Source organism: Bacteroides fragilis NCTC 9343 (genome assembly GCF_000025985.1).
In the GTDB taxonomy this organism is placed as follows: domain Bacteria; phylum Bacteroidota; class Bacteroidia; order Bacteroidales; family Bacteroidaceae; genus Bacteroides; species Bacteroides fragilis.
This window is the reverse complement of the sequence record NC_003228.3, coordinates 1,758,561-1,783,061: the sequence shown is the minus strand read 5'-3', so window position 1 is coordinate 1,783,061 and position 24,501 is coordinate 1,758,561. Positions and strand designations below refer to the sequence as shown.

The following is a 24,501-nucleotide window of genomic DNA, read 5'->3' as shown; positions in this document are numbered from 1 at the left end:
ATTTACTCTTTAAGTATTTACATGTGTCATACTACATTTCCGTCTGGAAAGCCCTGTTCCTGCCCCTGGTTATTTCCAGGCACCTGAGAGTATATCCGGATGGGGCTTTGAACAGCATGAACGGCTTTTCACAACCCGGCAGGCGTGTAGGCTGCCCCCGGAGCAAAGAGATCCACCTGGCGGGAGAGAGTTTCCCGGGATCTACTCCGGATCCGCGGAGAATATCCAGCATCGGCTTCGTGTCATAGGGTATGCCCCCCACATACAGGCTGATTTTGTCTGAGGAAATGGTAAACTCCCTGTTTCCCCAGGAAAAGGAACGCAGGGTCGTATGTCTGCCCTCCTGCAGGGGCCCGTCGAAAGAATCATTCTTATCCATATTCATAATCCAAATCTTATATTTCCATTTCTGCCGTTTTGATACTCCGGAGAGCCGGAGCGGTTATCTTCAGTCCATATCCGGCCGGTTCCTTTACGGCCATAAGCATCCTGCCGTCGGGAAGCGCTATTCCTTTACCGCTGAAAAGAGATTTCCATTCCTCCGGACTGAGGGAGGCCGGCTTCAGCCCGGCCCTCTTCATCTCCTTCAGGAACGGTGTGACATCCCGGACTCCGTCTTTACTTCTGAGAGATCCGGCGGCATATCCGGGGGTAAGCTCAAGTTCTCCTTTCGGGGTCTGTATCTTTTCCGGTATGCGGGTGGCCGCCGTTCTCTTCAGGTTTTCCCGGCTGGCCGCGAGCAGACCCTTCAGCTCCCTGTCATCAACCTCGATGCTGAAACCTAACTTCCGCAGAAGGTTCCTGAAGGCAAGGCGGATCTTGTCCCATACACGGGCATCCGCCCCGCTTTCGGCCATACATGCCAGGTATTCTTCCGTTGCGGTACGTATATCCATTTTTCCCGTACCGGCCAGCCGGATAATCTCCCCGCGCACCTTTTCCCCGCATCCGGCGAAGATGTCATCCAGGAACGCGTCCATATGCTTCCGCCCGGCCAGTCTGCGCAGGCCGTAATGCCCCACTCCTTCGTGCAGCAGGGTACGCTCGATATCCTCCTTGCCGCGCGCTTTGGGCAGGTACAGGCAGATACGGTCCGAAGGGATGTCATACCAGCCCCTTATATCCTTCCCGCCCGCAATAAGGGCACGTACTTTGGGAGAATCCACCTCGCCGATGGAATGGATGATGTTCACGGGGATGTGCTGTTTGCGGGCCAGGAAAACGGCATGGCGGGAGAGTTCCGCCATCCGTTCATCCCCGGAAAGGAAAACCTGCCCGCTTGCTGTACAGGCAGGAGTGAAGGCTCCCGTCCCACCCGCAAGCCGGAACCGTACACCTTTAATTTCCGACGCCAGTTTCACAGCCTCGTTTCTCGAGGATTCATCCTTGGGTTTATAAACAAACACTTGCAGCCCGCTTTCACGGACCGCTTTGGAAACGTCTTCACTTACATTCTCCGGCACGACCGCTGCTACAAATTCATTCAAATAGACCGGACGCTCGAATTTGGTTTCAAAATACATGGCGGGATATTCATTTTGTATGGCATCAACCATCTCTTTAAGTTGCCGTACATCCTCCCCGGTAAGTTCCACCCCGTACTCACGTTTGGCAAAACTCCCGGGATCAGGTTTCAACGCGATATCCTCCACACGGTAAAGGCCGGTATCATCAAAGGTGCCACCGCCCGGGTTAAGCTTGATTCCCAGATCAAAGTAGACCTCCTGCCATTTGTCCCTGAATGCCTCCAGATCACTATGGTCAGTGGTCAGTCTTCCCTTCTGCCGGCGAATACCGTCCAGTGTGCCGACCGGCTTCATAAGAGCGGCCGCGAATTCAGAGAAGGAACCTCCCCAGCCGGTTGCAGCGGCCAGGCCCTGCCGTTTCATTAACCCGGAGACATTCTCCAGGGTATGGGGAAGGTAGATCCTGGCACCATCCGGAGTATAACCTTTGAAAAGTACCTCCTTGATACCATATTTGTCCGCAAGGCTTTCCTTCCACTCCGCATACTGCCTGCTCAGCGCTTCCGATCCGTTGATCTTATCCAAGGCATCCTGCAGGGTATGGTAGGTATCAACACTGCCGGCCTGGCGGATATCTGCCTTCACCCTGTCATAGAAGTCTTGTACGGAACTGTATTCATAGCCCCTTTCTTCTATATCATTCAGCTTCTGGACCGCTTTTCTGTAAGCCAAACCTTTTTGTTTTTGTTCCGGGAACGCTTGTATTTTATCCTGTAATACCCGTTTCCTTGTTTCGATATAATCTTTAAATTTTGTTTGATCACCACCGAAATTCTCTTCTATATAAACCTCCAACAGGGCCGTGTTGCGTTCATCATAGTCATCGAGCGCGTCGATGGCGGATATCCGGTTCCGCAGATGTTCCCCAAAGAGCGGCTCTATCTTCCTGAATTCGGGTGCCTCGCCTCTTTCATATAAAAACTGATAAGCGAACGCACTCCCCTCGTCGCGCCCGTCCATGTAGCTGTTCCAGGCACTGCGTACATTCGGTTGCATCTCTTGTGGCAGCCTGGAAATGGCATCCCGGACACGCCCGCTACCGTCACCGGAAAACTGCCTTTCTATTTGCGGATAGACGGGGGTCCACGCGTCCCCGCTGAATGTTCCGGCATTCCTTCCGGTACGTTTGTCAATCATGGAAGAAGGGAGTATCAGGGAAATCTCCCCGTATCCTTCATGTGACTGCCTGGCTATATCAATCACGGCGGCACTGGGATTGGCAAGCCCTCCAAGCTTCAAGGCTTTAAGCAGCTTCTCCTCACTGATATTATGCAGGCCCACCAAAGATTTGCCGCCGTCATTTTCTTTGACCTCACGAAAGAGTATATCACCATTCTCTTTTTTGAACGCTTCCATTACTTTTTCATCAGCGGCATTCAATGCCGCAACGGCTTCTTCTTTCATCTTCCTGAGTGTTTTGTCTTTTTTCATTGCCTCCCTCTCCTTCAGTCCTTCCGGAGATCTTGTCTGTGCGGAAACGGTCGTTTGTGTAGGATAATTCTCTGCGATATAATCAAGAATCCTGTCCTGCCATTCCTGTTCCGTATCCTCCAGCTTCTCACGGAGGGCAGCTAAGACGGCAGGAATATTGTCATTGCGGACCGTTTCCGTTTTCATACTCCTGTAACCGGTAAAGGAAGCGGGGACGCCATGATGGACTTCCCGGAAACGTATGTCGTTGTTGCCCGGTGAAAAAACACCTGTGTTCCGTTCGGAATATAAATATTTACCGGATGCCTTTAATTGGTTTGGAGCGAATACCGCCATATATTGAACACCTTCATCCAAGGCATGGATGGCGTCATATCCTCGTGACCGGATGATTTCCTGCATGGAAGGTGTCTCAACCACACGCCATGAATTTCCCCCTTCCAATATCTTTTCCGCCTCTTTCCGGGAAACGGGAACTTCCATGCCAAGATAGAAATCATAGGCCGTGAGCTGTCCTTCTAATGCGTCCAGGATATCTTTTACGGCATTTGGATTCTTTACGTCAAACGGTTGCCTGGCATTGACGAAGAGGTCATACACATAACTGTCTGTGGTCCACTGTTCCCTTCCGTCTTCACTGTCCGGGATACTCATGCTGCGCGTTTCACCGATACTTCTGGCTTTTTCTTCCGTCAAAGAGGTAAAGATCAGTCCATTGTATGCACCACCCCTGAACGTATGGAAAGGTGCGTTAATTGTTTGAATCTCCCAATCATCGGCAATTCTGAATTTACTCCTGTCAGCCGCCTGATCCCGTGAAATCGGAGTGCCATGATACACCACCAGAGGCTCCCCATTGGCATCTCTGACCTTGGATGCTTCATCCGGATTGTTCTCCCAATCCCCGAACCACTCCCTGAATGCCCGGGTACGTACCTGTGCCCACTGCTTTTTATTCAGGTTGGTTGCCTGTCCGTTCGGAGCTTTCATGTAACTGCCTTCCGCCTTACTGCGGGCTATGATTGCCTGCTCCTCGGTTGTGAAAAGATGTTCGGATATCTGTTTCATCCCATGAAAGAATAAGTATGTTACTTGATTGGTCATTAAAGAGAAATACTTGTTTACTTAAGCAGGACTCAAGTAAACAAGTAAATTCAAAAAACATGTTTTTATCGGTCGTACATTGGTACGTTACATATCGGCACTGGCCTGCCGGGTAAGGCTGTTGACCGTATTCACAGCTTTTACCGCATACCCGACCGGAGTCTTGGTAAGCATGAAAGAGGCTCCCTTTGCGGCCGGCTTGGACGCTCCGGATATAAGGGAGGGTTGTATGGCCTTTCCATTCATCAGGGAGTGCCACTCTTCGGCTTTCATGGCTTCCACCTTGACTCCCTTCCCGCGAAGATCCTTGAGGATGCTCTCCACGTTGCACCCTTTCTTTTCGGGGACGGCGGATGAATTGAATTCCTCAAAGGCCTTGATAAGTCTTTGCTCCCTGTCCTTACCCTGTGGGAGTTCCCGGATTTCCCGGAGCTCCTTATCCAGTTTGGTTATTGCCGTCTTAACCTGCCTGGCGGAAGGTTTTCGCGTGGATTGCGTACTCTGTTCGGTCTTTTTTCTGGGTGTGCGCCGTGTTGCGGAAGATTCCGGCGCTTCGGATGACGGCTCCGCTTCCCGGTCCGCCGGCTTCTCCTGCTTCTCCAGCTTCAGCCCGTACATCTCTTCGGCCTGTTTCCTGACTGCCTCTGAAGGAGAGCTGATAAGCGCAGCCGCCTCCCTGTCGGCATGCAGGACGGAGAACTGGACTTTCTCCGTAGGATTTTCAATATACCGTATATTCAATGGATTGCTTCTGACGGCAGCCAGTTGTACCACCTCCGAGGGTTCGGACACATACCTGATGGTTTCTCCTTTGGCTTGGACTGCCGCCAACTGTACGGTATCTGCCGGGGACTTGATGTGCCGCAGGGTATCCGCGTTGCCTTGAATAGCCATATGCTGTACTTTCACCGTAGGTGATTCAATGTGGCGGATGTATTCAGGGTTCTTCTGGACCGCCGCCAGTTGTACCTTCTCGGCCGGTTCTTTGATGGAGGCGATATGTGCCGGATCTTTCAGGACAGCCATTAACTGTACCTTTACCGCAGGCTTGCTTATCAGGGAGATACATTCAGCCCTCCTTTCAACGGCTGTCAATTGTGCTTTTTCCGTTGGATTGGAAATAAAGCCGATGTAGGCCGGCCTGCTCCTGATAACGGAGAGCTGCACCCTCTCACCGGGCGAAGCGATGAAATGAATATTGTGTGGTGCATTCCTGACTGCGGCGAGCTGTACTTTTTCCACCGGCTTGTCTATAAAGCAGATGACACTTTTATCCCTCCGGATGGCGGCCATCTGGACCCGTATGGAAGGATTCTCGATCATACTGATGGCACGCGGATTGCGGAGGACGGCCCGCATATCCCGGCTGAACAATGCGGCCAGGCGTTCTAAAATGGTAGGCATGGCGATTAGTTTTTAATGGGTTTGACTTCATCCAGGAATTTCTCAATGGCGGCTCCGCTTGATCTTCCATCGGCTTTATCCTTCTTCATCTGCAGTATCAACTCCCTTGCCGCATTCAGGACACCCGGCACGGGAAGAAGTTCCGCTTTGAGCATCCGTTCCACGGCCATGAAGCAGGCGGCAGGTGCGGGAGTATCTACAAGCAGGATGCTTTCCGGGCAGGCGATAACCGCCGCAAGCTGCACCTTTTCTCCCGCAAGCGGCAAGCTGGCGATCAGCTCAGGTTTCTTCTGTACGGCAGCCATCTGCTGCTTCAGGGAAGGATTCTCAATTTTCAGGATCATGTCTGGATCGTCCAGGATCCTCTCGGTCAGGATCCGGTCCGAGGACCGGTTGTTTTCATTCAACATAACATGGTTTGTTTGGGGTTATACATTTATGATTTCGGGGACAAGATACGGCAGTTCGTTGCAATTATATTGCGACATACGTTTTTTCTCAGGAAAGAAGCATTTTTATCGTTAGAACAGTTTTCTGTAATTGGCTGATAATAAAAAATGCCTGAGCCTATCCGGCCGGACACAAAAAAACGGCAAGGTACTGAACCTACTGCCTAATGTTATTTTTTATGGTATCTTTTTATTATTCTACAATTCGCGATCGTTTTCCCAAACTGTTGTGGATCCTAGATTGAATCATATTCTATATAAAAATGTAATATATATATTGTTATAAGAAAAAAATTTGTGATCGCCCCCAATGATTGGAATCGCAACAGCTTCAATTGTCAGCTGCTTGATATCACCGAATAATAAACAATAGGGAAAAGGCATATACATGTAAACGTTTTTAGGGGGTAATACTACTTTCCTCTAGTTAAGAATGAATACTGAAAGAAATATGCAGTCAGATTGTTACTTTTGCAAAAAAAAACTATTTTTGCGAATTGTTTATCTTAAAAATACATAGAATGTCGACACATGGTAGCCTTTCGGAAGTGGAACGATTCAATCTTTTGTATAAAAGTTCGTTTAATAAGGTTTGCAACTTTGCATGCTTTTATGTGCGCAATAAGCAAGCTTCTGAAGACATCACTATGGACGCCTTCCTGCAACTGCTCGAAACCATGAAGGTGGAATCGGTTGATAACCCCATGGCTCTCCTTATCACCATCGTGAAACATAAATCGTTGGATTATCTCAAAACACAAGTACGACGGGAAGATACCAAAGATGATCTTATACAATGGAAACAGCGCGAACTAGCTATCCGAATCTCAAACTTGGAAGGCTGTAATCCCAGCTATATTTTCTCACAGGAAATCAAATCTATCGTAATGAAAACCCTCAACCAATTACCGGAACAAACCAAAAAGGTATTCATTATGAACCGCTTTGAAAATAAATCGGGAAAGGAAATTGCCCAAACTCTGGGCATCTCGGTCAAAGGGGTAGATTATCACATGAACAAGGCCCTTAAAGAACTTCGTGCTGCCCTCAAAGACTACCTCCCTATCTTAACTTGGCTCTGTTTTATGAACCCAATCAATAAGGGATGAATTTCTTAATAGAAGTTAATTTCCTGAATCAACACTAGGGAATCCCTTCCTTCAGTCGCCATTATTACAAACGATAAAGAATTATGGACGACGAATTATTAATAGCTTATTTTAAAGGAGAGGTTTCGGATGAAGAAACTCAACGAATTACTGAATGGATAGAAGCGGAGATAGAACACCAGCGTTACTACCAACAGCTTTGCCGTCTGTTTGAAATGAGTTACTGGATTGAGGACATGTCCGAACAAACAGAAGTTGCCCTCCCCAAAAAAGCTAAAATCCTCCCGTGGAAACATTATGCCATATCTTTCATGAAGGTAGCGGCTATCTTCGTGCTGGGCTTTGCCCTGCACTTCTTCTTGAACCGGCAGACAACAACAACCCACCACGAACTACAACACCAAATCCATGTACCAACTGGACAGCATGTAGAAATAATGCTGGCCGACGGATCCAAGGTATGGCTGAACTCCGGCAGTACCCTGACCTTCCCCTCGAAATTTAACGGAAAAAAACGCCTGGTAGAACTTGACGGTGAAGGATTCTTCGAAGTAAAATCCGACAAGGAGCATCCCTTTATCGTTTCTACTTCTAAATATCAAGTAAAAGCGGTAGGTACTTCCTTTAATGTATACGACTATCAGGATTCTCCTCAATTTGAAGCGGCCCTATTGAACGGTAAAGTGGAAGTCACTACTAATGCAAAAAAATCATCGGCCGTAATTCTTACCCCCAACCAGCGTGCAGCGCTATGCCAAGGAGTATTGAAGGTCAAACCGATTGAAAATACTAACAATTATCTGTGGCGCAAAGGGATACTCTATTTTAACGAACCTCTGTTGGAAGTGTTCGACAAACTGCAAGAATACTATGATGTTGAATTCCAAATCAGAAATACTTCTTTAACCAGAAAATCACCCTACTGCACCGGTAAGTTCCGTGCCAAAGATGGACTGGAACACATCATACGAGTGCTGAAAGAAACCAATCATTTTGACTATCAAATTGATTACGAAAATAAAAAAATTATCATCTTATAAATTGTGTAACTTATAAATTATAAAATGCCTATGTAAAACACCCTATTGTAGCGTAACGTAAGGCGGTTCCGAAAATAATACCGCCCGTGGCTTGAAGCCATCTGATCTTAAACAAAATACTAATGATTAAATTAAAGTAAATTATGGATTTTAATTCCTACAAAAAAGTTATTTCAAACTGTAACCATATCGTTAAAGTTGGTATGGTTTCGGCTTATGCTCTTTTTTTAGGCGTAAATACTGCCCTGGCGAGTGTAACCGAGTACATGGATCAAAAAGTATCCCTTAAGACACAGAATTATACCATTGAATCTGTGATTCAACAAGTTGAGAAACAAACGGATTATTTGTTTGTATATGACAAGAACGATGTGGACGTAAAACGCACCGTATATGTAAATGGAAGCAATACCGATGTAATAGAGCTGCTGAAAGGCATCTTTGACAACACCGATATTGATTGCAAGGTGCTAGGTAACAATATAACTCTCTCTAAAATTACTAACGTAGCGACTAGAATTGCTCAACAAGACAAGAAAACAGCCAAAGGTAACGTTATCGATTCTACTGGTGAACCGGTAATCGGTGCTTCAGTAGTAGAGCAAGGTACTACCAACGGCACTGTGACCGACATCAACGGTAACTTTACACTGAATTTGAGTACCCCAAATGCCAAAATTGAAATTTCTTTCATCGGCTACAAAACTCAGGTACTGACTGCACAATTTGGCAAACAGATGGCTGTAAAGCTGGTGGACGATACCGAATTACTGGACGAAGTTGTTGTAGTAGGTTACGGTTCGCAGAAGAAAGTTAACATGACCGGCGCTGTTGCTACGATTGACTCTAAATCATTGGCTTCTAGACCAATATCCAATATATCTCAGGGATTGCAAGGTTTAGCACCGGGTGTAACTGTAACCAATGCCGGCGGTCAGCCAGGTCAGGATACCGGTAAAATTCTAATCCGTGGTTTGGGTTCATTCAATGCTTCTTCTCCGATGGTTTTGATTGACGGTGTAGAAGGCGATATGAACGTGGTTGACCCGAGCGATATCGAAAGCATCTCTGTATTGAAGGATGCTTCTTCAGCTGCCATCTACGGTTCTAAAGCTGCTAACGGTGTAATCTTGATTACTACCAAGCGCGGACAGAGTGGTAAACCCAAATTGACTTACAGTGCTTTGTTCGGATGGTCAAAACCTGCCGATTTGATGGACCGTACCAACTCTGCTGAATTGGCTGAATTGACCAATGAAGCTGAATACTGGGATGCCATCTCTCAAGGCGCTTCTTCTGAACAAGCTGAAAAGAGAAAACCCTACACTCAAGAAGACATCCGTAAATATGCCGAGGGTTCTGACCCATACGGTCATCCCAACACTGACTGGTACGACTTGTTCTATACCGGCTCTGGTTTCATGAACCGCCATAACATAGGTATGGACGGTGGTTCTGAATGGGCGAAGTATAGAGCTTCCCTGGGTTATGTAAAACAAGAAGGTATCGTTGAAAACGCTTCTAACAGACAGTTCAATGTTCGTACCAACTTAGATCTGAAGCTGACTGAACGCTTGAAATCAAGAATCAATCTGGACTTCGCTAATACATTGATGAAAGAGCCTACTGACCCGATTTCTTGGTCAGACGGTGCTGCTTATCAAGTATTCAGACAAGTAAACCGTATCTCTCCGATGGTTCCTTACAAAAATGAAGATGGTACTTATGGTGCCATTGCCGATGGTAACCCCATTGCATTCCAAGACTTGGGTTCTACCGGTGATACAGACAAAGATTACTTGAATGCTTTCGCTGAATTTTCATACGATATCTGGGACGGTTTGAAAATTACCGCCAACGGTTCTTATAACATAGTGAACAAGAGTTACAAGCTGTACAGAAAAGACTTGCAATATAATGCAAACAAATACGACGGTCCAATCCGCCTGACTAAGAGCCACACTAAGGAAATCCGCAGACAAGGTGATATCTTGTTGAACTACGACAAGACCTTCGCCCAGAAGCACACCGTAAACACTTTGGCTGGTTTCCACACAGAACTCTATTCTTATGAATATGATGATGCTTACAGACAAAACTTCCCGTCATCAGACGTAACTGATATGAATGGTGGTTCAGTAGTAGGTATGAGAAACTCTGGTTATACTCGTGAACTAGCAATGAATTCTGTATTCGGCCGCTTGAAATACAACTACATGGACAAATATCTGTTCGAAGCTAACGCGAGAGGTGACGGTTCTTCCCGTTTTGCAGAAGGCAACCGTTGGGGATGGTTCCCCTCATTCTCAGGTGCTTGGCGCGTAACTAACGAAGATTTTATACAAGGTACTGCTTTCAACGAAGTAGTAACCGACATGAAAGTAAGAGGTTCTTGGGGAATGCTCGGTAACCAACAGATTGGTAACGACTACTATCCGTACATCAATACATATGCTACCAACGCGAAATATCCATTCGACAACAAGGTAAGCGGTGGTGCAGTACAAACTGAAAATAAAATCCAGGATATCTCTTGGGAAAAGACTACTACTTGGGGTGCAGCTGTAGACATGACTTTATTCAACGAACTGCAGGTCACTTTGGAATACTACAACAGAAAGACAACTGGTATCTTGATGCAGGTAAATGTACCGAATACTTATGGGTATCCTGGTTACTGGGACAATGTGGGAGCTATGAGAAACCAAGGACTTGAGGTTTCTTTGGCTTGGCATAAAACACTGGGTGGAGTTCAGCTGAACTTTGGCGGTAACTTTACTTACAACAAGAACGAAATTTTATCACTGGGTAATGTAGACGTTCAGAAAGATGCCCGTACTATTCGCATGGTAGGTAAGGAATTTAATGCCTTCTATGGTTACAAATCAGACGGTATCTTCCAAAGCAAGGAAGAAATAGCAAATGCTCCGAAATACACAATGATAAGCAACGACCGTTTAATTCCTGGTGATATCAAATTGGTAGACATAAACGGAGATGGTGAAATCAACCCTGATGATAAGGTAATCTTGAGCTCAGAAAACCCGAAATATACTTTCGCATTCAATCTGGGTGCCAGATGGAAAATGTTTGACATCAACTTGTTCTTCCAAGGTGCCGCTGGCGTATCACGCTACTTCACTGATGAATTCTACGGTGAATTTAACGGTGACTCTGGTCATCCTTCAAATCACTGGTTAGGCCGCTGGACCCCGGAAAACCCAACCAACAAATGGCCTAGAGCTTCTAAATTCAGAACATATAACTTGCCGGAAACTACCTGTTCAGACTTCTGGTTGGTAAATACCAACTACTTGCGTCTGAAAGATATCCAAGTTGGTTTCAATGTTCCTAAAGAATGGCTGCAAGCTGTACGCTTGGGATCTGCTAGAATTTACTATAGCGGTACTAACCTGCTTACATTCAGCAAGACTCCTCAAGGTATCGACCCTGAAGCTCCGGCAGGATGGGGTGCATACTATCCGCACGTGAAGACTCACTCTATTGGTATTAATATTACATTATAATTTAGCAACTATGAGAAATATATATTTGTCACTTATTTCAGGTCTCTTATTCACAGCTTGTTCGCTGGATAGAGTGCCGTACGATGCCTTATCTACCGCTACTTTCCCAAAAACAGAAGCAGATGTAGAAATGTTAGCTGTAGGTTGTTATGATGACTATGCCAACCAAGATTATACTATATACAATGACGTGTTCAGTGATAACGGTTATTGTGCCATCAATACTAACTGGGCTGTTTTTGCCAATGGTACAGCTACTCATGCCGTTCCAGGCATCAACTGGTATAACTACACTCTAATTACCCGTTGTAACAACTTCTTGCATCAGGTTACTACCAAAGAAATTCATTTCAATGATCCCAGACGTTTGGAAGTGTTGAAAAACGAAGTTCGCTTTCTACGGGCTTGGCGTTACTACATGATGGTAACTGCATATGGTGACATCCCCTTGGTTACAGAAGTGGTTCCTTCTTTGGAAGATGCCAAACTGCCGGCTACTCCAGAAACTGATGTAGTGGAATTCATCCTTGATGAACTAAATGACATCACCAAAGACGGAGCACTGGACGTAAGTCCAAAACAGAAAGGAAGAATTACACGCGGTGCTGCTTTGGCCTTGAAGGTAAGATTGTGTCTGTTCTACAAAAAGTATGATGAAGTGATTGACGCTGCCAATGAAATCAAGAGCTTGGGTGTGTATAATCTGTACCAAGAAGGTGAAGTTCCTTACTCTGAATTGTTCAAAGAAGCCAATGAAGACAACTGCGAAATCATTCTGGCTGTAAAGAAAGTAATGAACGACTACAAAAACCAAACCATCATTGAATTCTGTAACGTAATCGATGGCGGTTGGTCGGCATTCGTACCCATCCAATCTCTGATTGATGCATATGAAATGAAGGATGGTCTGACAATCGAAGAAGCTCAGGCTAAAGGTGAGTATAATCCAGAACATCCTTACAAAGATAGAGATCCTCGTTTCTATGCTACAATCCTTTACTCGGGTGCTGATTGGATGGATAACAAGGGTAGAAAGAGAATCTATAATACGCTGGACAGAAACATTAACGGTGAACCTAACAAAGATCATCGTCTTGATTCTAGAAATGCTTCTCAAACTAGCTATTCTATCTGTAAATACATGAAACCACTGACTCAATATTCAGATATAAACAACACTGGTCTGGATATGATTGTGTTCCGTTATGCTGAAATCCTACTCTCAAAGGCTGAAGCTATGATTGAAAAGAATACAGACCTTTCGGGTGCTACTGACTTGATTGACCTGATCAGAGAAAGAGCTGGCATGCCAAAAGTAGACAGAGCAAAATATAATACACAAGCTAAACTGAGAGAATTGCTCAGAAGAGAGCGCCGTGTAGAATTTGCTTTCGAGGGCTTGAGAAGAGATGATATCATCCGTTGGGACATTGCCAAGGACGTACTGAATGGTCCAATCTATGCTTCTAACCAAGGTACCGTAGATATGGATACAAGCATTCCCCAAGAGGAGCGTGCTACAATTTTCCAAGGTGAAAAGAACCAGGTGGTACTCGAGATCCGTAAATTCAGGAACCGTTACATGCCGATTCCACAAGCTGAATTGGATAAGAACCCGAACTTGAAACAAACTAACTTCAAAATATAATTTTATTAAGTAGTCCTAATATTTGTTGGGTCCCTATGCTATGATGGATGCTTGGTGTCGTCATCGAGTATAGGGACTTACTTTTTAATTGTATACCATGAGAAAAATATCAATTTTAATTGCGGCTTTAACCCTCAGCATAAGCCTGAAACCACTTGCCGCTCAGAATAAAAAGGTTTTTATCATCGATAAACAGACCGTCTATCAAGAAATAGACAACTTCAGCGCCTCAGACGCTTGGCGCTGCGCCTTCATTGGTAAAAACTGGCCTCAAGAGAAAAAAGAAAAAATTGCCGACTTACTATTCAAACGTGAATTTGACGAAAAAGGTAACCCCATCGGTATGGCCTTGACTAACTGGCGCGTAAACATCGGAGCCGGAAGCTACGAAAACCGTGAAGCAAAGGAGGTGGATAACTCCTGGAACCGTACCGAATGTTTCCTCTCACCCGATGGTAAATATGACTTTACCAAACAAGCTGGACAACAATGGTTCATGAAAGCGGCCCGTGAACGAGGCATGAACAACTTTCTGTTTTTCACGAACTCAGCTCCCTACTTTATGACTCGTAGTGCTTCTACAGTTTCTACTGACCAAGATTGCATCAATCTGCAAAATGATAAATTCGATGACTTTGCCCGTTTCTTGGTGAAGAGTGCCCAACATTTCCGTGAACAAGGCTTTCACGTAAATTACATCAGCCCGAACAATGAGCCAAACGGGCAATGGCATGCCAATTCCTTCCAAGAAGGCAGCTTTGCCACCAAAGCCGACCTTTACCGCATGGTAGAAGAATTGGATAAAGCAATCAGCGAAGCTCAAATCGACACAAAAATTCTAATTCCAGAAGTAGGTGACATGAAATATCTATTTGAAATTGATTCGATAGCTAAAACTCCAGATGATATCATCCACTCTATGTTCTACAAAGACGGACAATACAGCGTGCTGAAGTTCAAAAACCTGTTTAACTGTGTAGCAGCACACGACTATTGGTCGGCCTACCCCGCTACCTTGCTGGTGGATATACGTAACCGAATTCACAAAGAGCTCTCAGCCAACGGTCACAACACCAAATTTTGGGCATCAGAATACTGCATTCTGGAAAAGAATGAAGAAATTACTATGCCAGCCTCTCCGGAACGCAGCATTAACCTAGGCTTGTATGTAGCCCGCATCATCCACAATGATCTAACTTTGGCAAATGCTTCGGCTTGGCAATGGTGGACTGCCGTATCACTAGGCGAGGATGTGCCCATTCAGCTATTGCCACTTGAAGGTTCAAACGGATTGTCACTACAATATGACGGTGAAATCTCTACCACCAAAATGCTGTGGACTACTGCCAACTACAGTTTCTTTGTACGTCCGGGTATGAAACGTATCGCCATAAAACCTACCTATAAGATAAGTGACTTGGAAGCCGCTACTTCACTGATGATTTCATCGTATACTGATGGGAAAGAAGTGGTGACCGTAGCCATCAACTATTCAAAGGAAAATCAGGTGATTAGCCTAAACTGTGACCATGCCCAAAAAGGAAAAGTTTATCTGACCACCATCGACAAGAATCTGCGATACATGGGTGAACAACCGCTGAAAAAGTTGCAGCTGCCAGCACGTTCGGTAGCTACCATTGTAGTCGAAGACAACTAATTAAACCCGTTGGCGGAATTAACTTAGTATATATTTAACTCTGCCAACGGGTATCTTAAATAAAATAGAATAATAAAAACGAACTCTATTGATCTGTAAATTGGCCATTCCAAACGGAGAGCCACAGAAAAAAGAATAATTCAAAAGATTGGATAATCAATGCACTAAAGAGAAAAATAAAAGATAAATAATTAATTTTACATATTAACTTTTAATCATTTCTTTTGTATACTTGTGAAATCTCATACCTAAAAATACATAATAAAAGCCTATTGTTTATTTTTATCTTTTCTTTATTAGTTCTTGTAACAAAAACTCTTTAAATGAGAATGTAGCTCAATAAGAAGAAGCTAAGTTTTCTATTTCTAAAGGTGATAATTACAGAAGCTATCAAACAACTTTTTTCTTCTCACACATCCCAAACGCTCTCCCTTGAAAGTAGGACATTATTAGACGAATATAATTTCACAAAATCCATGATAGCAAATCTTTTGGATAAACAAGAAAAACTCTACCTTGTACCCTCTACTAAAAAGGAAAATGAACTTTTAGCAGGGATTATCCTTAATGATGAAATTATTTATCTACTAAAATTTTCAAAGGCATCTGATAACATTTATACTCTTTACAACGAAACAAACGAACCTATATGCGATGTCAAATATGATTTTGAAAAACAAAATATAGTTATTATTAGCAACTATGGAAATGATGCTATCCCCCCTACAACACAAGTTGGTACAGTTTTGTTTGTAATATAGGCATTGGATCGCTGCAGGTGCACTTGTGGCACCAACAATGAGAGCCAGTGTTGGTATGGTTGTATATAAGGTATTAGTACAGATGTTGATGTGCTAATAGCTACTTTTTTATTCAAGTCGCTTCAAATATAAAAAATGAAAAACAAACAATTAAAATAAAAAGCGATATTGATTATATTGGATTCTATCGTTTTTTTACACTATCTACATTGCAATACCTATTTCCAGAACATAAATTATCTCTGTTCTCCAACTCATAGTCAATACCGACTTCCTATTCCGCCTGCACCACTCCTGTTAAAGGATCAGTAGCTATTTTATCACTTTCATTTCCACCGGTTGCTCCTTCGTTTCATCCAAAGGATCCGCTTGATATTTTACATTGTCGAAATTTATCGTTTTCAAATCAATGCAACGGATGTTGCTGTTGTACATGGTACGATAATAAACCTTCTGGTCCCGTATATCGCACGCAACGGTAAACTGGGTGGCACTCGGTACATTGGCTGACGCCTTTCCCCAGGGCTGTTCACTACCCGTCGGAATATCAAAGTTGTTCAGAATATGGAACGCTTGGAACACACTTCCTTTTGCATCGGGTTGTTGTGGTGCCGTAAGTTGGAAAAAGGTGGCACGCACAAAACGGGATGGAGGTGTAAAATCACCGGGAAGTCCCAGCAGACCACTGCCATGCCCGAAAGACTTCGGCTCCAACGGCCCGAAGTTATGTTCAGGTAACGTGCCCGGTTGTAGGTTGATGTAATTGTTCAGATTGGTCCAATGCCATTCAAGACCCGGTGAATTGGTTAACACGCCCAATGGATTGTCGTAGAAGTTCATCATTTCATTTACAATCTCCAACACCACCTGTCTTCCGGATGCTTCGGTAAAGCGCCAATGCACCGTGGACGAACGGGGATCAATATTGATGACACGCACCTGCGAAAGGGCCTCCTTCACTTCATCTACCGTGCTGCATTCTGCCAGCACATATGATACCAACTGAAAATCCGCAAGACTCTTGTCCCTCTGTGCCGCATCATAAACAGGATACCTACCATAGTTCGGAAAATAGTATAATCCGGCGGAAAGTCCCTTTTCGTTCATGCCCTCCACCACAAATTCCTTCTGCTCTACCGCCAGGCCCACAAAGCCATGCTTTGCCCTGAACTTAAGTCCATCCATACCGGAGGGAGTCAGTGACTGCAACTCTTGAGCGCGCGGCACAACCACATACATACAGTTCATTACACTTTCCGCCCATTCAATGGTACGTGCGACAACGGTTGCACCATCCTTGCTCTTCAAGGTAATACCCGTACAGGCTCCCGCCGGTATTTGCGGAACGCTACATAAAACTGACATCAATAATGCTGATAATTTTGTATTCATACTTTCTATTTTAATGGTCGTTTATGGTAGTGTAACACATTCCATTCCCGAAAGGTTGATTACAATAGAGAGTAATTATTCATTTTAAACAGACAGGGAGATATGAATATATTTTCCTTAAATGGCAGCATACAGCAGAAAAATGCAAGGAAGAGGACATATCCCCAAGGAATAGACCACTCTAAATATTACATTTGAGTATTATTTGTAAAAGCTGGTTTTACAAACTTATCTTTTGTCGTGGTGAATTTTACCAGTGGTGAGATACGAATATCAAAATTAGATGTCTGAATATCACGAGGTGTTACTGCCCGACCACAGATAGGGCCCATAAAACTGTCATCTGTAATTAGTTATTTACAATAAAAGGTGACAAAATTGAATCAAATTGCTCTTCTGTATATTCCAACCCTGTGTGGACTGTATACGTCATTTGTTGCTTTCGTTGTGCTGCAACATAGCCAATCTGCTAACCACAGAACTGTATACATGGCAAATGGTAAAGAGAATGTCAAGCGTAACCGTATGAAAGGGTCGGACAAGACAAAGTACTAATTTTACGATATGTACAAAACGGAAGCTGGCAGGTACGGTAATTGAAGCGTGTTTGTTGCCAGCATGAAACGGCAGGGTGTAGAAGTGCATTTCAGGCACATGGAACAGAGCAATAAGCTACAGGACATCGTATTCACTATGGACAGCTACCATTTCAATGGTTCCAAAGTGGGCAGGCGTTTCAGTTATTCTAAGTTTGGTACAACTCTTTTTTCGTGGGCTGTACCGCCTCTGTTTGCCAGTGGAAGCCTCTGCTGCCGGATATGAGTTTATTTCCATATGATATGTCTCTTTGGCTGTACTTCTTGCGACATGCCCAAAAACAGCGGTCCCCGTCTACATCCGGAGTATCCGCTGGAGAAGAATTCAAGGTGGAGTATAGGGCTTTCTCAGGCCGCCCTTGGCAGGTCTTTGTAGAGCATGATATCGGTATAGGAGGAGTTGTAATTCATCCGTGCGGTAAGTGTGGACCGGCCGGCTCCCTTGAAAGGATTACCGATCCCGGGATGCTCTTCCATCCAGCGGCAAAAATCCAGTATGGGGGATTTCCCGGAAGTGAAATAGACAAACGGGTGTCCTTTCAGTACCAGCAGGACATCCAGGTAATCCGCCAGCTTCCAGTCCATCTTGTATGTACTGATATCCGTTCCCATATAGGGGGGATCAACCAGGAATACCACTCCCGGAAACACCCCGTATGTGTCTGCCAGTTCCTTATAGTCGTAGCAGACTACCTCAAGCCCGTCCAGATAGCCGTCACACCGGTAGTCAGACTGGCGTATCTTGTTATAAAAATACAATCCTTCAAGTTCCTCCATGTTTTGTGCGTATTTTCCGGAAAACAGTAGGGAAGTAGAGAGGGTAAGATAGTCCACGAAACCGGTTGTCTCCTCCAGCCTGATGCGTTCAAGGAAAGCCTCGCGCATTTTTCCGGTAATCTTCTGATGGCGGGGATATATCCCGACTATTTTACGGAGATCTCTCAGCAGGGTATTGGTCCGGTCAATGTTTTCCAAACGCTCGCGGTAGTTGTCATGGTCATTGTATATGACCACCGCATCCGGCCTTTCACGTTTGGTAATGTGTGATAGCAGGCCGGAGCCGCCGAACAGGTCGACAAATATCGTTTTGTCATCAAAATGTTTCAGGATCTTTTTGAATTCCGATACGAACATGCGCTTCTGCCCCACGAAAGGGAGCGGAGCACGGGAGTAAGTCTTTTCCTTTTTCATAATCATTTTGTCGTGTAATATATGTGTTTGTATTTCCGGGCAGCAAAATTCTTCAGTTTTTCCCATGAAAACAAAAAACGGACGGCATTTATACTGCATGGAACGTACACTCCTTTTTGAATCTTCCGACGATTTCATAGATCTTCCGTTCACAGACGCCGTGCCGGATGGAGAGAACGGCGACGCAGTACGTCACCTTATCACCCTGCCGGCGCATCTGTTCATACTCCTTGTACAGGTCGATATATTTATAGTCATCCGGTTTGAAACCCATGCGGGTCAGACGTTCCAGTAGTTCTCTATTAAAATTTAAAATCTCAAATAGTGTCATAGCGAATATTTTTTTATCTTTGCAAAGCCAATCATTCATATACAGATAAAAGCGCATCCCGCGACAAGGGTATTTACCCCCGGTCGTGCGGTGATGCGCATCTGTATGTTAACGAGTGATTGGCGTTGCTTTTTAACAGGCCGGGGGCTTTTTCTTGAACTGCCCACAGTGAATTCCCTGATCTGGAAATCCCCGAAACTCCTGTCCGTATATGACCTGATGTCTTTTGCGCCCGCAAGATAAGACAGAAAGTCGCAATTTTATTGCGATGTAGCTTTTCCCATGAAAGAAATACGTTATTTAACCAAGTATTCTACTTAAAAGAGTATATTACTAATATAGCATAATACATCACATATACATTGTTACTATTAAAGTATTATACTATTAAATGTATTTAAATATAAATACTATTAAAGTAAAACATGACAAAAAGTTTGGTCAGCTCCCCAAAAACAGTTACATTTGCAGGGTAATAATCAAGGAGGTGCAAACGTATGAAAACAATTACAACGGCATGTGTGAACCATAAGGGAGGTGTCGCAAAGACAACCTCGCTGCTGAACCTGGCAGCCGGGATCGCACGGATGTATAAGAAAAGGGTCTGCATTATCGATGCGGATCCGCAGGCGAATACGACAATGGCAGCGTTCGGGGAGGAAATGGCAAGCCTTCCCCGGGAGGTTCTGCTCGAGAGTGCGCTACAGGACTGTATGCAGGACACTCCGCCGGAGTTAAAGCCGCAAAAGTGGCTGGAGAAGGTGGACATACTGCCGGCCTCCCTGGATCTGGCGGCTACGGAAGTGATCATGTACACCACACCCGGAAGGGAATTCCTTTTCAGGGAAATAGTAAAGGGGCTGGAAGAGAAGTATGACCACATACTTATCGACTGTCCCCCATCATTGGGGATCATCACGCAAAACGCGCTGATGGCAAGCGATTACGTGATCATACCTACGGACGGAAATTACTTCGCCATGAAAGGAATTGAAAAGATACACTATATCATCGGCCTGCTCAAAAGGAAGCTGGGAGCCGATGTCCGGGTACTCGGATACTTTATGACCAAGTACAATGCCAGGAGAAAGCTGGATGTGGATATCAGGGAGAGTCTGGTAAGAAGTTTGGGAGATGGTGTCTTTGAAACGGTAATACGAAGCAATGTTGCCCTGGGAGAGGCACAATACAAGGCACAGAGCATATTTGACTATGCGCCTTCGTCAAACGGGGCTGATGACTACAGGGAGCTGGTCAAGGAGTTCCTGGGCAGAATTAAAAAAATAAATAAATAGAAGAAAGGCAGGATTATGAAAGACTTTACATCGAAAGGAATATCCCTGGAAAACATGGTGGGAGAAACCCCGGGAAAAGAAAAAGGTATGACAGGAAAAACATCACCCAAAACGAACCAGACCGTCGCGCTGACGGAAGATCTGAAATGGGAGTTACGGACGTTCGCTTCGGACCATCGCTGCAGGGGAGTCAAGACACTGCTTGAAACGATGATAGAATGTTTCGTCAGGGAAGACGGTACGCTTGACCGGGATAAGCTGGAGAGATTCTGGCGGGAATACGTTAAGAAGTAAAATTTGAAAACGCATAAAGAAGTAATTTCAAATAAAAGTAAAACACTGGGTTTTGTAAAAAGTAAAATAATGAAAATATTTAGATATATATTGCTCGCCTCGCTAACCTGCACGCTTTTCTCATGCGGCCCGGATGAACTGATACCGGAATCCGTGCCACCGGTGGTGAATCCCGGGGATAAGGACGAGCCGGGTGAAGAACCGGAAGAGCCGGAAGAGCCTGAAAAGATACAGTTAGCCATCACGGCATCGTTGCAGGACATGCAGCAGACCAGGGGAATCATAGAGGCTTTTGCTCCCGGGCATGAAATGGGAGTGTTTATCAGCACAGACCGGACGGATGAAGCGGCAGGTACAAAGAATGCCTCCTATCTCTTTGACGGGAAGGTATGGAATGCCGGGCAAGATGTACCGGTGGAAGCGGATGCCGATGTGGTGGCCTACCTGCCATACGATAAGGGAGTGACCGATTTCAAGAGCGTGCCTTTCGACCTGGCGGATCAGAATGACATCCTGTACGGAACGGCCAAAGTGACCAAAGATGTACCGACGGCCAGCCTGATGATGCAACACGCCATGACACTGGTACGTGTGCGGCTGATGAAAAACGAATATATGGGCACCGGGCTTGTCTCGGATATGACATTCGCCGGTGTATTGACATCAGGAACAGTCGACGCCCTGACCGGAGCGGTTACGAAAGATTATAATCACGGCCGGGGTTCGGTAAAAGTCGGAGGAAACTATATGCTCAATGACGAAAGTCCCGTCATTGTCGATGCCATCATGATCCCAAGGGCAGCGTATGACGAACAGGCCTCCGTCAGTTTTGTCATTGACGGGCAAAAGCACACATATGCCTTCCCGGTACAGCATGAATGGAAAGCCGGCATGAAATACACCTACACCCTGAAAATGACAGGAAACTACAATGCGCCGGTCAACAAGGAGCAGGTGGATATCGACGTCGAATATTGGGGACAGTATGGCAAGACCGATGATATTGTACTCAATCCGAATCCGGAAGATTACGAGTTTACCATCTGGCCCAATTATACGGAGTACGGATATGACTGCTACCAGAATGAAGGCAAGGTATTCGGGACATTCTATTACCCTTGGTGCGGCACTTCGGAAGGTGAACTGCGTTTCGTGTTCATGAAACAGGGTACGAATGAAATTGTGGAAAAATTCCAGCCGATTGACATCAAGACGAATGGTGGATGGGGTGGCAAGCGCATCCAGTGCTACGTCACATCCGCGCCGGGAACATACCAGCTTGTTCCGTTGTTCCGCAGGAAAGGAGAAACCATGTGGTGTAGGGCGGCGGGTTATGATTACGGCAGTATGGATCAGGAGTGGCTCTATGAAGTCAAAGCACCCGCACCGGATGACCTGCCGGCATTGCGCATGATGGAGGTGGAGGGACAGGGATTTACCTCAATTCTTGCATATCCTGTCCCTGACGATACTTCATGGAATCTGGTATATACTTTATCCAATAAGGGAGAAAAAGCCCTGAGGGGCGAAATAAAAGCGGTCTGGGAGAGGGAATTCAAGCTGAAGTCTAACTCGTACCGACCGAGCAACAAAAAAGAAGGTGCTATTAATGACGATGAATGGAGAGATGAAATAGGCAGTGTATCGGTTAATGTTCCGGTAGGAACCCGTTTTTGGAAGGGAATTATGAGTTGCCAGTTTCCGGTAAAACGGTTAGCCCCGATGTATTTTACAGGAAGCGAATGGGTGAAGTATGCAGGTCCTATTGTACACTTGTATTGGAAAGCCGAAGGCTCAAACGAATGGATATTGCTTCGTTGTGATGCTGACTATCTGTTCAATCGTAATTACGGTGAAGGATATATTTGGGATGAAACGACAAATTCTATATCTATTATCCCCAAAAGTTGGTAACAAAAATAGTTATGACTATATTTACAACAGATAATCAACTGAAGTAAGCAAAATATAATGTAATTCATTTGGCATAAAATGAATTTAAGGTGGAGAAGTCCCCGCTGCAGTGATGCACCGGGGCTTCATTATTTATGATGATTTATGGCATGGCACTCTTTTACTTAAAGAGAGTGCGTCAAAACTTACCTTTTATGCCTTCTATCGTCGTTGCAACCTCCTGTCTTGCTATTTACTACTTCCAGGCGGCCGGTACAGCACTGTAATTAGAGGCCTTATTGCAATTTTTCGCAAATGCATTATAAGTCTTTATTTTGGGATAGAGGGAGGTATTCCACATTTCCGGCAAAGATGTTATCCAGGAACAGTTCTCAAAGCAGGAGGATACATTTTCAATCGCCCTGCAATTCTCAAAAACATTACCGGGTACAGTAGTAACATGGGACTGCCGGAAAGTTCCCCTGAAAAAAGTCGCCTTTACGCATTTTGCGAATAAACGTTCGGGGACCGTACTTATGTTCAGCAGCTCAAAAGTGGAAGCAAACTCTTGCGCATTTACGCAATCATCAAACAATCCTGCCGGAATTGATAAAATATTAGGTATAGCCGAGAAGGTAGAATTAAACTTTACGGCAGAGGAACATCCCCTGAATGTATTGGCAGGAATAGAATTTAGGGCTGTGTAATGGAATGCTAAAGAGAAATCAGTGCATTTATCAAAGCCTTCAAACAATCCATTATAAATGGTATGCAAATTTGTACATTGATCAAAAATATTAGCGCAGGTTGTCACTCTTCCTTTACAACTTTCAAACAAATCACATTTTATGCTTTCCAATGATTTCATTCCGCTAAAAGCATTCTCCAGTGACGTTACACAACTTATATCAATCGTGTTCTTTAAAATAGACTTTGCCGGACAGGGATTTGTATACTGAAGATCACTGTTACGTGTACCTCTGAATGAAAAAGCAGTAGCAGCCGGTCCCTTGATTGTAACAGTGTACTCCCCATCTGCTGAGTATGTATGGTAACTGCCTGGATATTGGGTATATCCGGGAGCACGAAGGTCTACCTCTTGGGCTACTGTACCATCTCCATAATCGATAATATAAGGACCGGAACCCAGAACCGGCATCGGTACAATTTTATTTGCACTGGCACGTACGGTAAATACCAACTCTGCGCCGGATTTAAAGTTTGCAGTAATCGTACTGTTATCATTATGCAAGGTTGCGGTGGTAGCCGGGCTGCCAGGATTCTCAATCGTTACATCACCCTCTGTGATCGTCCAACCGGCAAATTCGTACCCGCTATCCGGGGTGGCCGTAATACTGATCGCTTTTTCCACCCGGTAGCTGTTTGTGCCGGCTGGGGATACCGAGCCTCCGGTTCCGGTATTCACAGTCAGATTACGTTTCTTTTCTTTGAATCCACAGCGGAAAGTATGATCTTCACCCTTCAATTTTACATCAAAAGTAGATGATCCTGATTGTGCATAATCATATCTGTGGAGTTCGTTTTCCGGACCGCCATAGAAATAATTAACTTCATAGCCAGCATCAGGATGGGCTGCCACTTTAGGTTGAGCATCTCCATTATACAGCCCCGCTCCGGTTGCATACCCTCCTTCAAACTCCACTTTCCCGTCCGAGGATCTGGTTACCGGGCCTATCATCCCTTCTCCCTCGATGATGATACGCGTATCACCGGTCGGGGTCGGTTTGTTGTTATCCAACTCCTGTTCCGCCACTTCTTTCTGGCAGCCTGTAAACATGGCCACCATTGCGGCCAACAGTAAAAATCTTACTTTCTTCATAATGAATCGTTTT

At 44.9% G+C, this 24,501-nt stretch carries 18 protein-coding genes; 10 read left to right on the top strand and 8 right to left on the bottom strand.

Annotated elements, in window-relative coordinates:
- Positions 1–31 precede the first annotated feature (31 nt).
- The 4 genes from BF9343_RS07000 to BF9343_RS06985 form a co-directional block, all read right to left on the bottom strand.
- Positions 32–385: a hypothetical protein gene (locus BF9343_RS07000; RefSeq protein ID WP_009292204.1), complete on the bottom strand. Its 354-nt coding sequence runs from the start codon at positions 383–385 to the stop codon at positions 32–34.
- A 10-nt stretch (positions 386–395) separates the two neighbouring features.
- Positions 396–4,025, bottom strand: a complete 3,630-nt coding sequence (locus BF9343_RS06995; protein WP_407637906.1) for an ADP-ribosyltransferase-containing protein — start codon at positions 4,023–4,025, stop codon at positions 396–398.
- Positions 4,026–4,148: 123 nt separating this feature from the next.
- Complete coding sequence (locus BF9343_RS06990; RefSeq protein WP_010992529.1) at positions 4,149–5,465, bottom strand: hypothetical protein; 1,317 nt, start codon at positions 5,463–5,465, stop codon at positions 4,149–4,151.
- A gap of 5 nt (positions 5,466–5,470) precedes the next feature.
- Complete coding sequence (locus BF9343_RS06985) at positions 5,471–5,875, bottom strand: hypothetical protein (RefSeq protein ID WP_010992528.1); 405 nt, start codon at positions 5,873–5,875, stop codon at positions 5,471–5,473.
- Between the two features lie 560 nt (positions 5,876–6,435).
- On the opposite strand from BF9343_RS06985, the gene BF9343_RS06980 reads away from it, so the two are divergent.
- The 6 genes from BF9343_RS06980 (at position 6,436) to BF9343_RS06955 (ending at position 15,656) form a co-directional block, all read left to right on the top strand.
- Positions 6,436–7,023 (top strand): RNA polymerase sigma-70 factor, encoded by a 588-nt coding sequence (locus tag BF9343_RS06980; protein ID WP_010992527.1) that lies wholly within the window; start codon positions 6,436–6,438, stop codon positions 7,021–7,023.
- 83 nt (positions 7,024–7,106) lie between these two features.
- Positions 7,107–8,063, top strand: a complete 957-nt coding sequence (locus BF9343_RS06975; RefSeq protein ID WP_010992526.1) for a FecR domain-containing protein — start codon at positions 7,107–7,109, stop codon at positions 8,061–8,063.
- Between the two features lie 143 nt (positions 8,064–8,206).
- Positions 8,207–11,590, top strand: a complete 3,384-nt coding sequence (locus tag BF9343_RS06970; RefSeq protein WP_010992525.1) for a SusC/RagA family TonB-linked outer membrane protein — start codon at positions 8,207–8,209, stop codon at positions 11,588–11,590.
- A gap of 10 nt (positions 11,591–11,600) precedes the next feature.
- Entirely contained in the window at positions 11,601–13,238 is a 1,638-nt protein-coding gene (locus BF9343_RS06965) for a RagB/SusD family nutrient uptake outer membrane protein (RefSeq protein WP_010992524.1), read from the top strand.
- A gap of 97 nt (positions 13,239–13,335) precedes the next feature.
- On the top strand, positions 13,336–14,895 hold the full coding sequence (locus BF9343_RS06960) for a glycoside hydrolase (RefSeq protein WP_032536377.1): 1,560 nt from the start codon (positions 13,336–13,338) through the stop codon (positions 14,893–14,895).
- Positions 14,896–15,371: 476 nt separating this feature from the next.
- Complete coding sequence (locus BF9343_RS06955) at positions 15,372–15,656, top strand: hypothetical protein (RefSeq protein ID WP_005797283.1); 285 nt, start codon at positions 15,372–15,374, stop codon at positions 15,654–15,656.
- A 312-nt stretch (positions 15,657–15,968) separates the two neighbouring features.
- On the opposite strand, the gene BF9343_RS06950 is transcribed toward BF9343_RS06955, so the two are convergent.
- Positions 15,969–17,048, bottom strand: coding sequence for a linear amide C-N hydrolase (locus BF9343_RS06950; RefSeq protein WP_005797284.1), 1,080 nt, complete (start codon positions 17,046–17,048; stop codon positions 15,969–15,971).
- A 654-nt stretch (positions 17,049–17,702) separates the two neighbouring features.
- Here BF9343_RS06950 and BF9343_RS06945 point away from each other — a divergent pair.
- Positions 17,703–17,870 carry a hypothetical protein gene (locus tag BF9343_RS06945; RefSeq protein ID WP_155268081.1) on the top strand — a complete coding sequence of 56 codons (168 nt, stop codon included), beginning with the start codon at positions 17,703–17,705 and terminating at the stop codon, positions 17,868–17,870.
- Between the two features lie 122 nt (positions 17,871–17,992).
- On the opposite strand, the gene BF9343_RS06940 is transcribed toward BF9343_RS06945, so the two are convergent.
- Positions 17,993–18,934, bottom strand: a complete 942-nt coding sequence (locus BF9343_RS06940; protein WP_005797286.1) for a DNA adenine methylase — start codon at positions 18,932–18,934, stop codon at positions 17,993–17,995.
- Positions 18,924–19,166 (bottom strand): hypothetical protein, encoded by a 243-nt coding sequence (locus BF9343_RS06935; RefSeq protein ID WP_005797288.1) that lies wholly within the window; start codon positions 19,164–19,166, stop codon positions 18,924–18,926. The genes BF9343_RS06940 and BF9343_RS06935 overlap by 11 nt, the downstream gene beginning before the upstream one ends.
- Positions 19,167–19,663: 497 nt before the next feature.
- On the opposite strand from BF9343_RS06935, the gene BF9343_RS06930 reads away from it, so the two are divergent.
- From BF9343_RS06930 to BF9343_RS06920, 3 genes are all read left to right on the top strand, one after another.
- Positions 19,664–20,461 carry a ParA family protein gene (locus tag BF9343_RS06930; RefSeq protein WP_010992516.1) on the top strand — a complete coding sequence of 266 codons (798 nt, stop codon included), beginning with the start codon at positions 19,664–19,666 and terminating at the stop codon, positions 20,459–20,461.
- Positions 20,462–20,476: 15 nt separating this feature from the next.
- On the top strand, positions 20,477–20,755 hold the full coding sequence (locus BF9343_RS06925; RefSeq protein ID WP_009292216.1) for a hypothetical protein: 279 nt from the start codon (positions 20,477–20,479) through the stop codon (positions 20,753–20,755).
- 69 nt (positions 20,756–20,824) lie between these two features.
- Positions 20,825–22,669: a fimbrillin family protein gene (locus BF9343_RS06920; RefSeq protein WP_005800318.1), complete on the top strand. Its 1,845-nt coding sequence runs from the start codon at positions 20,825–20,827 to the stop codon at positions 22,667–22,669.
- Between the two features lie 235 nt (positions 22,670–22,904).
- Here BF9343_RS06920 and BF9343_RS06915 read toward each other — a convergent pair whose 3' ends face one another.
- Entirely contained in the window at positions 22,905–24,488 is a 1,584-nt protein-coding gene (locus BF9343_RS06915; protein WP_005800320.1) for an InlB B-repeat-containing protein, read from the bottom strand.
- Positions 24,489–24,501 lie beyond the last annotated feature (13 nt).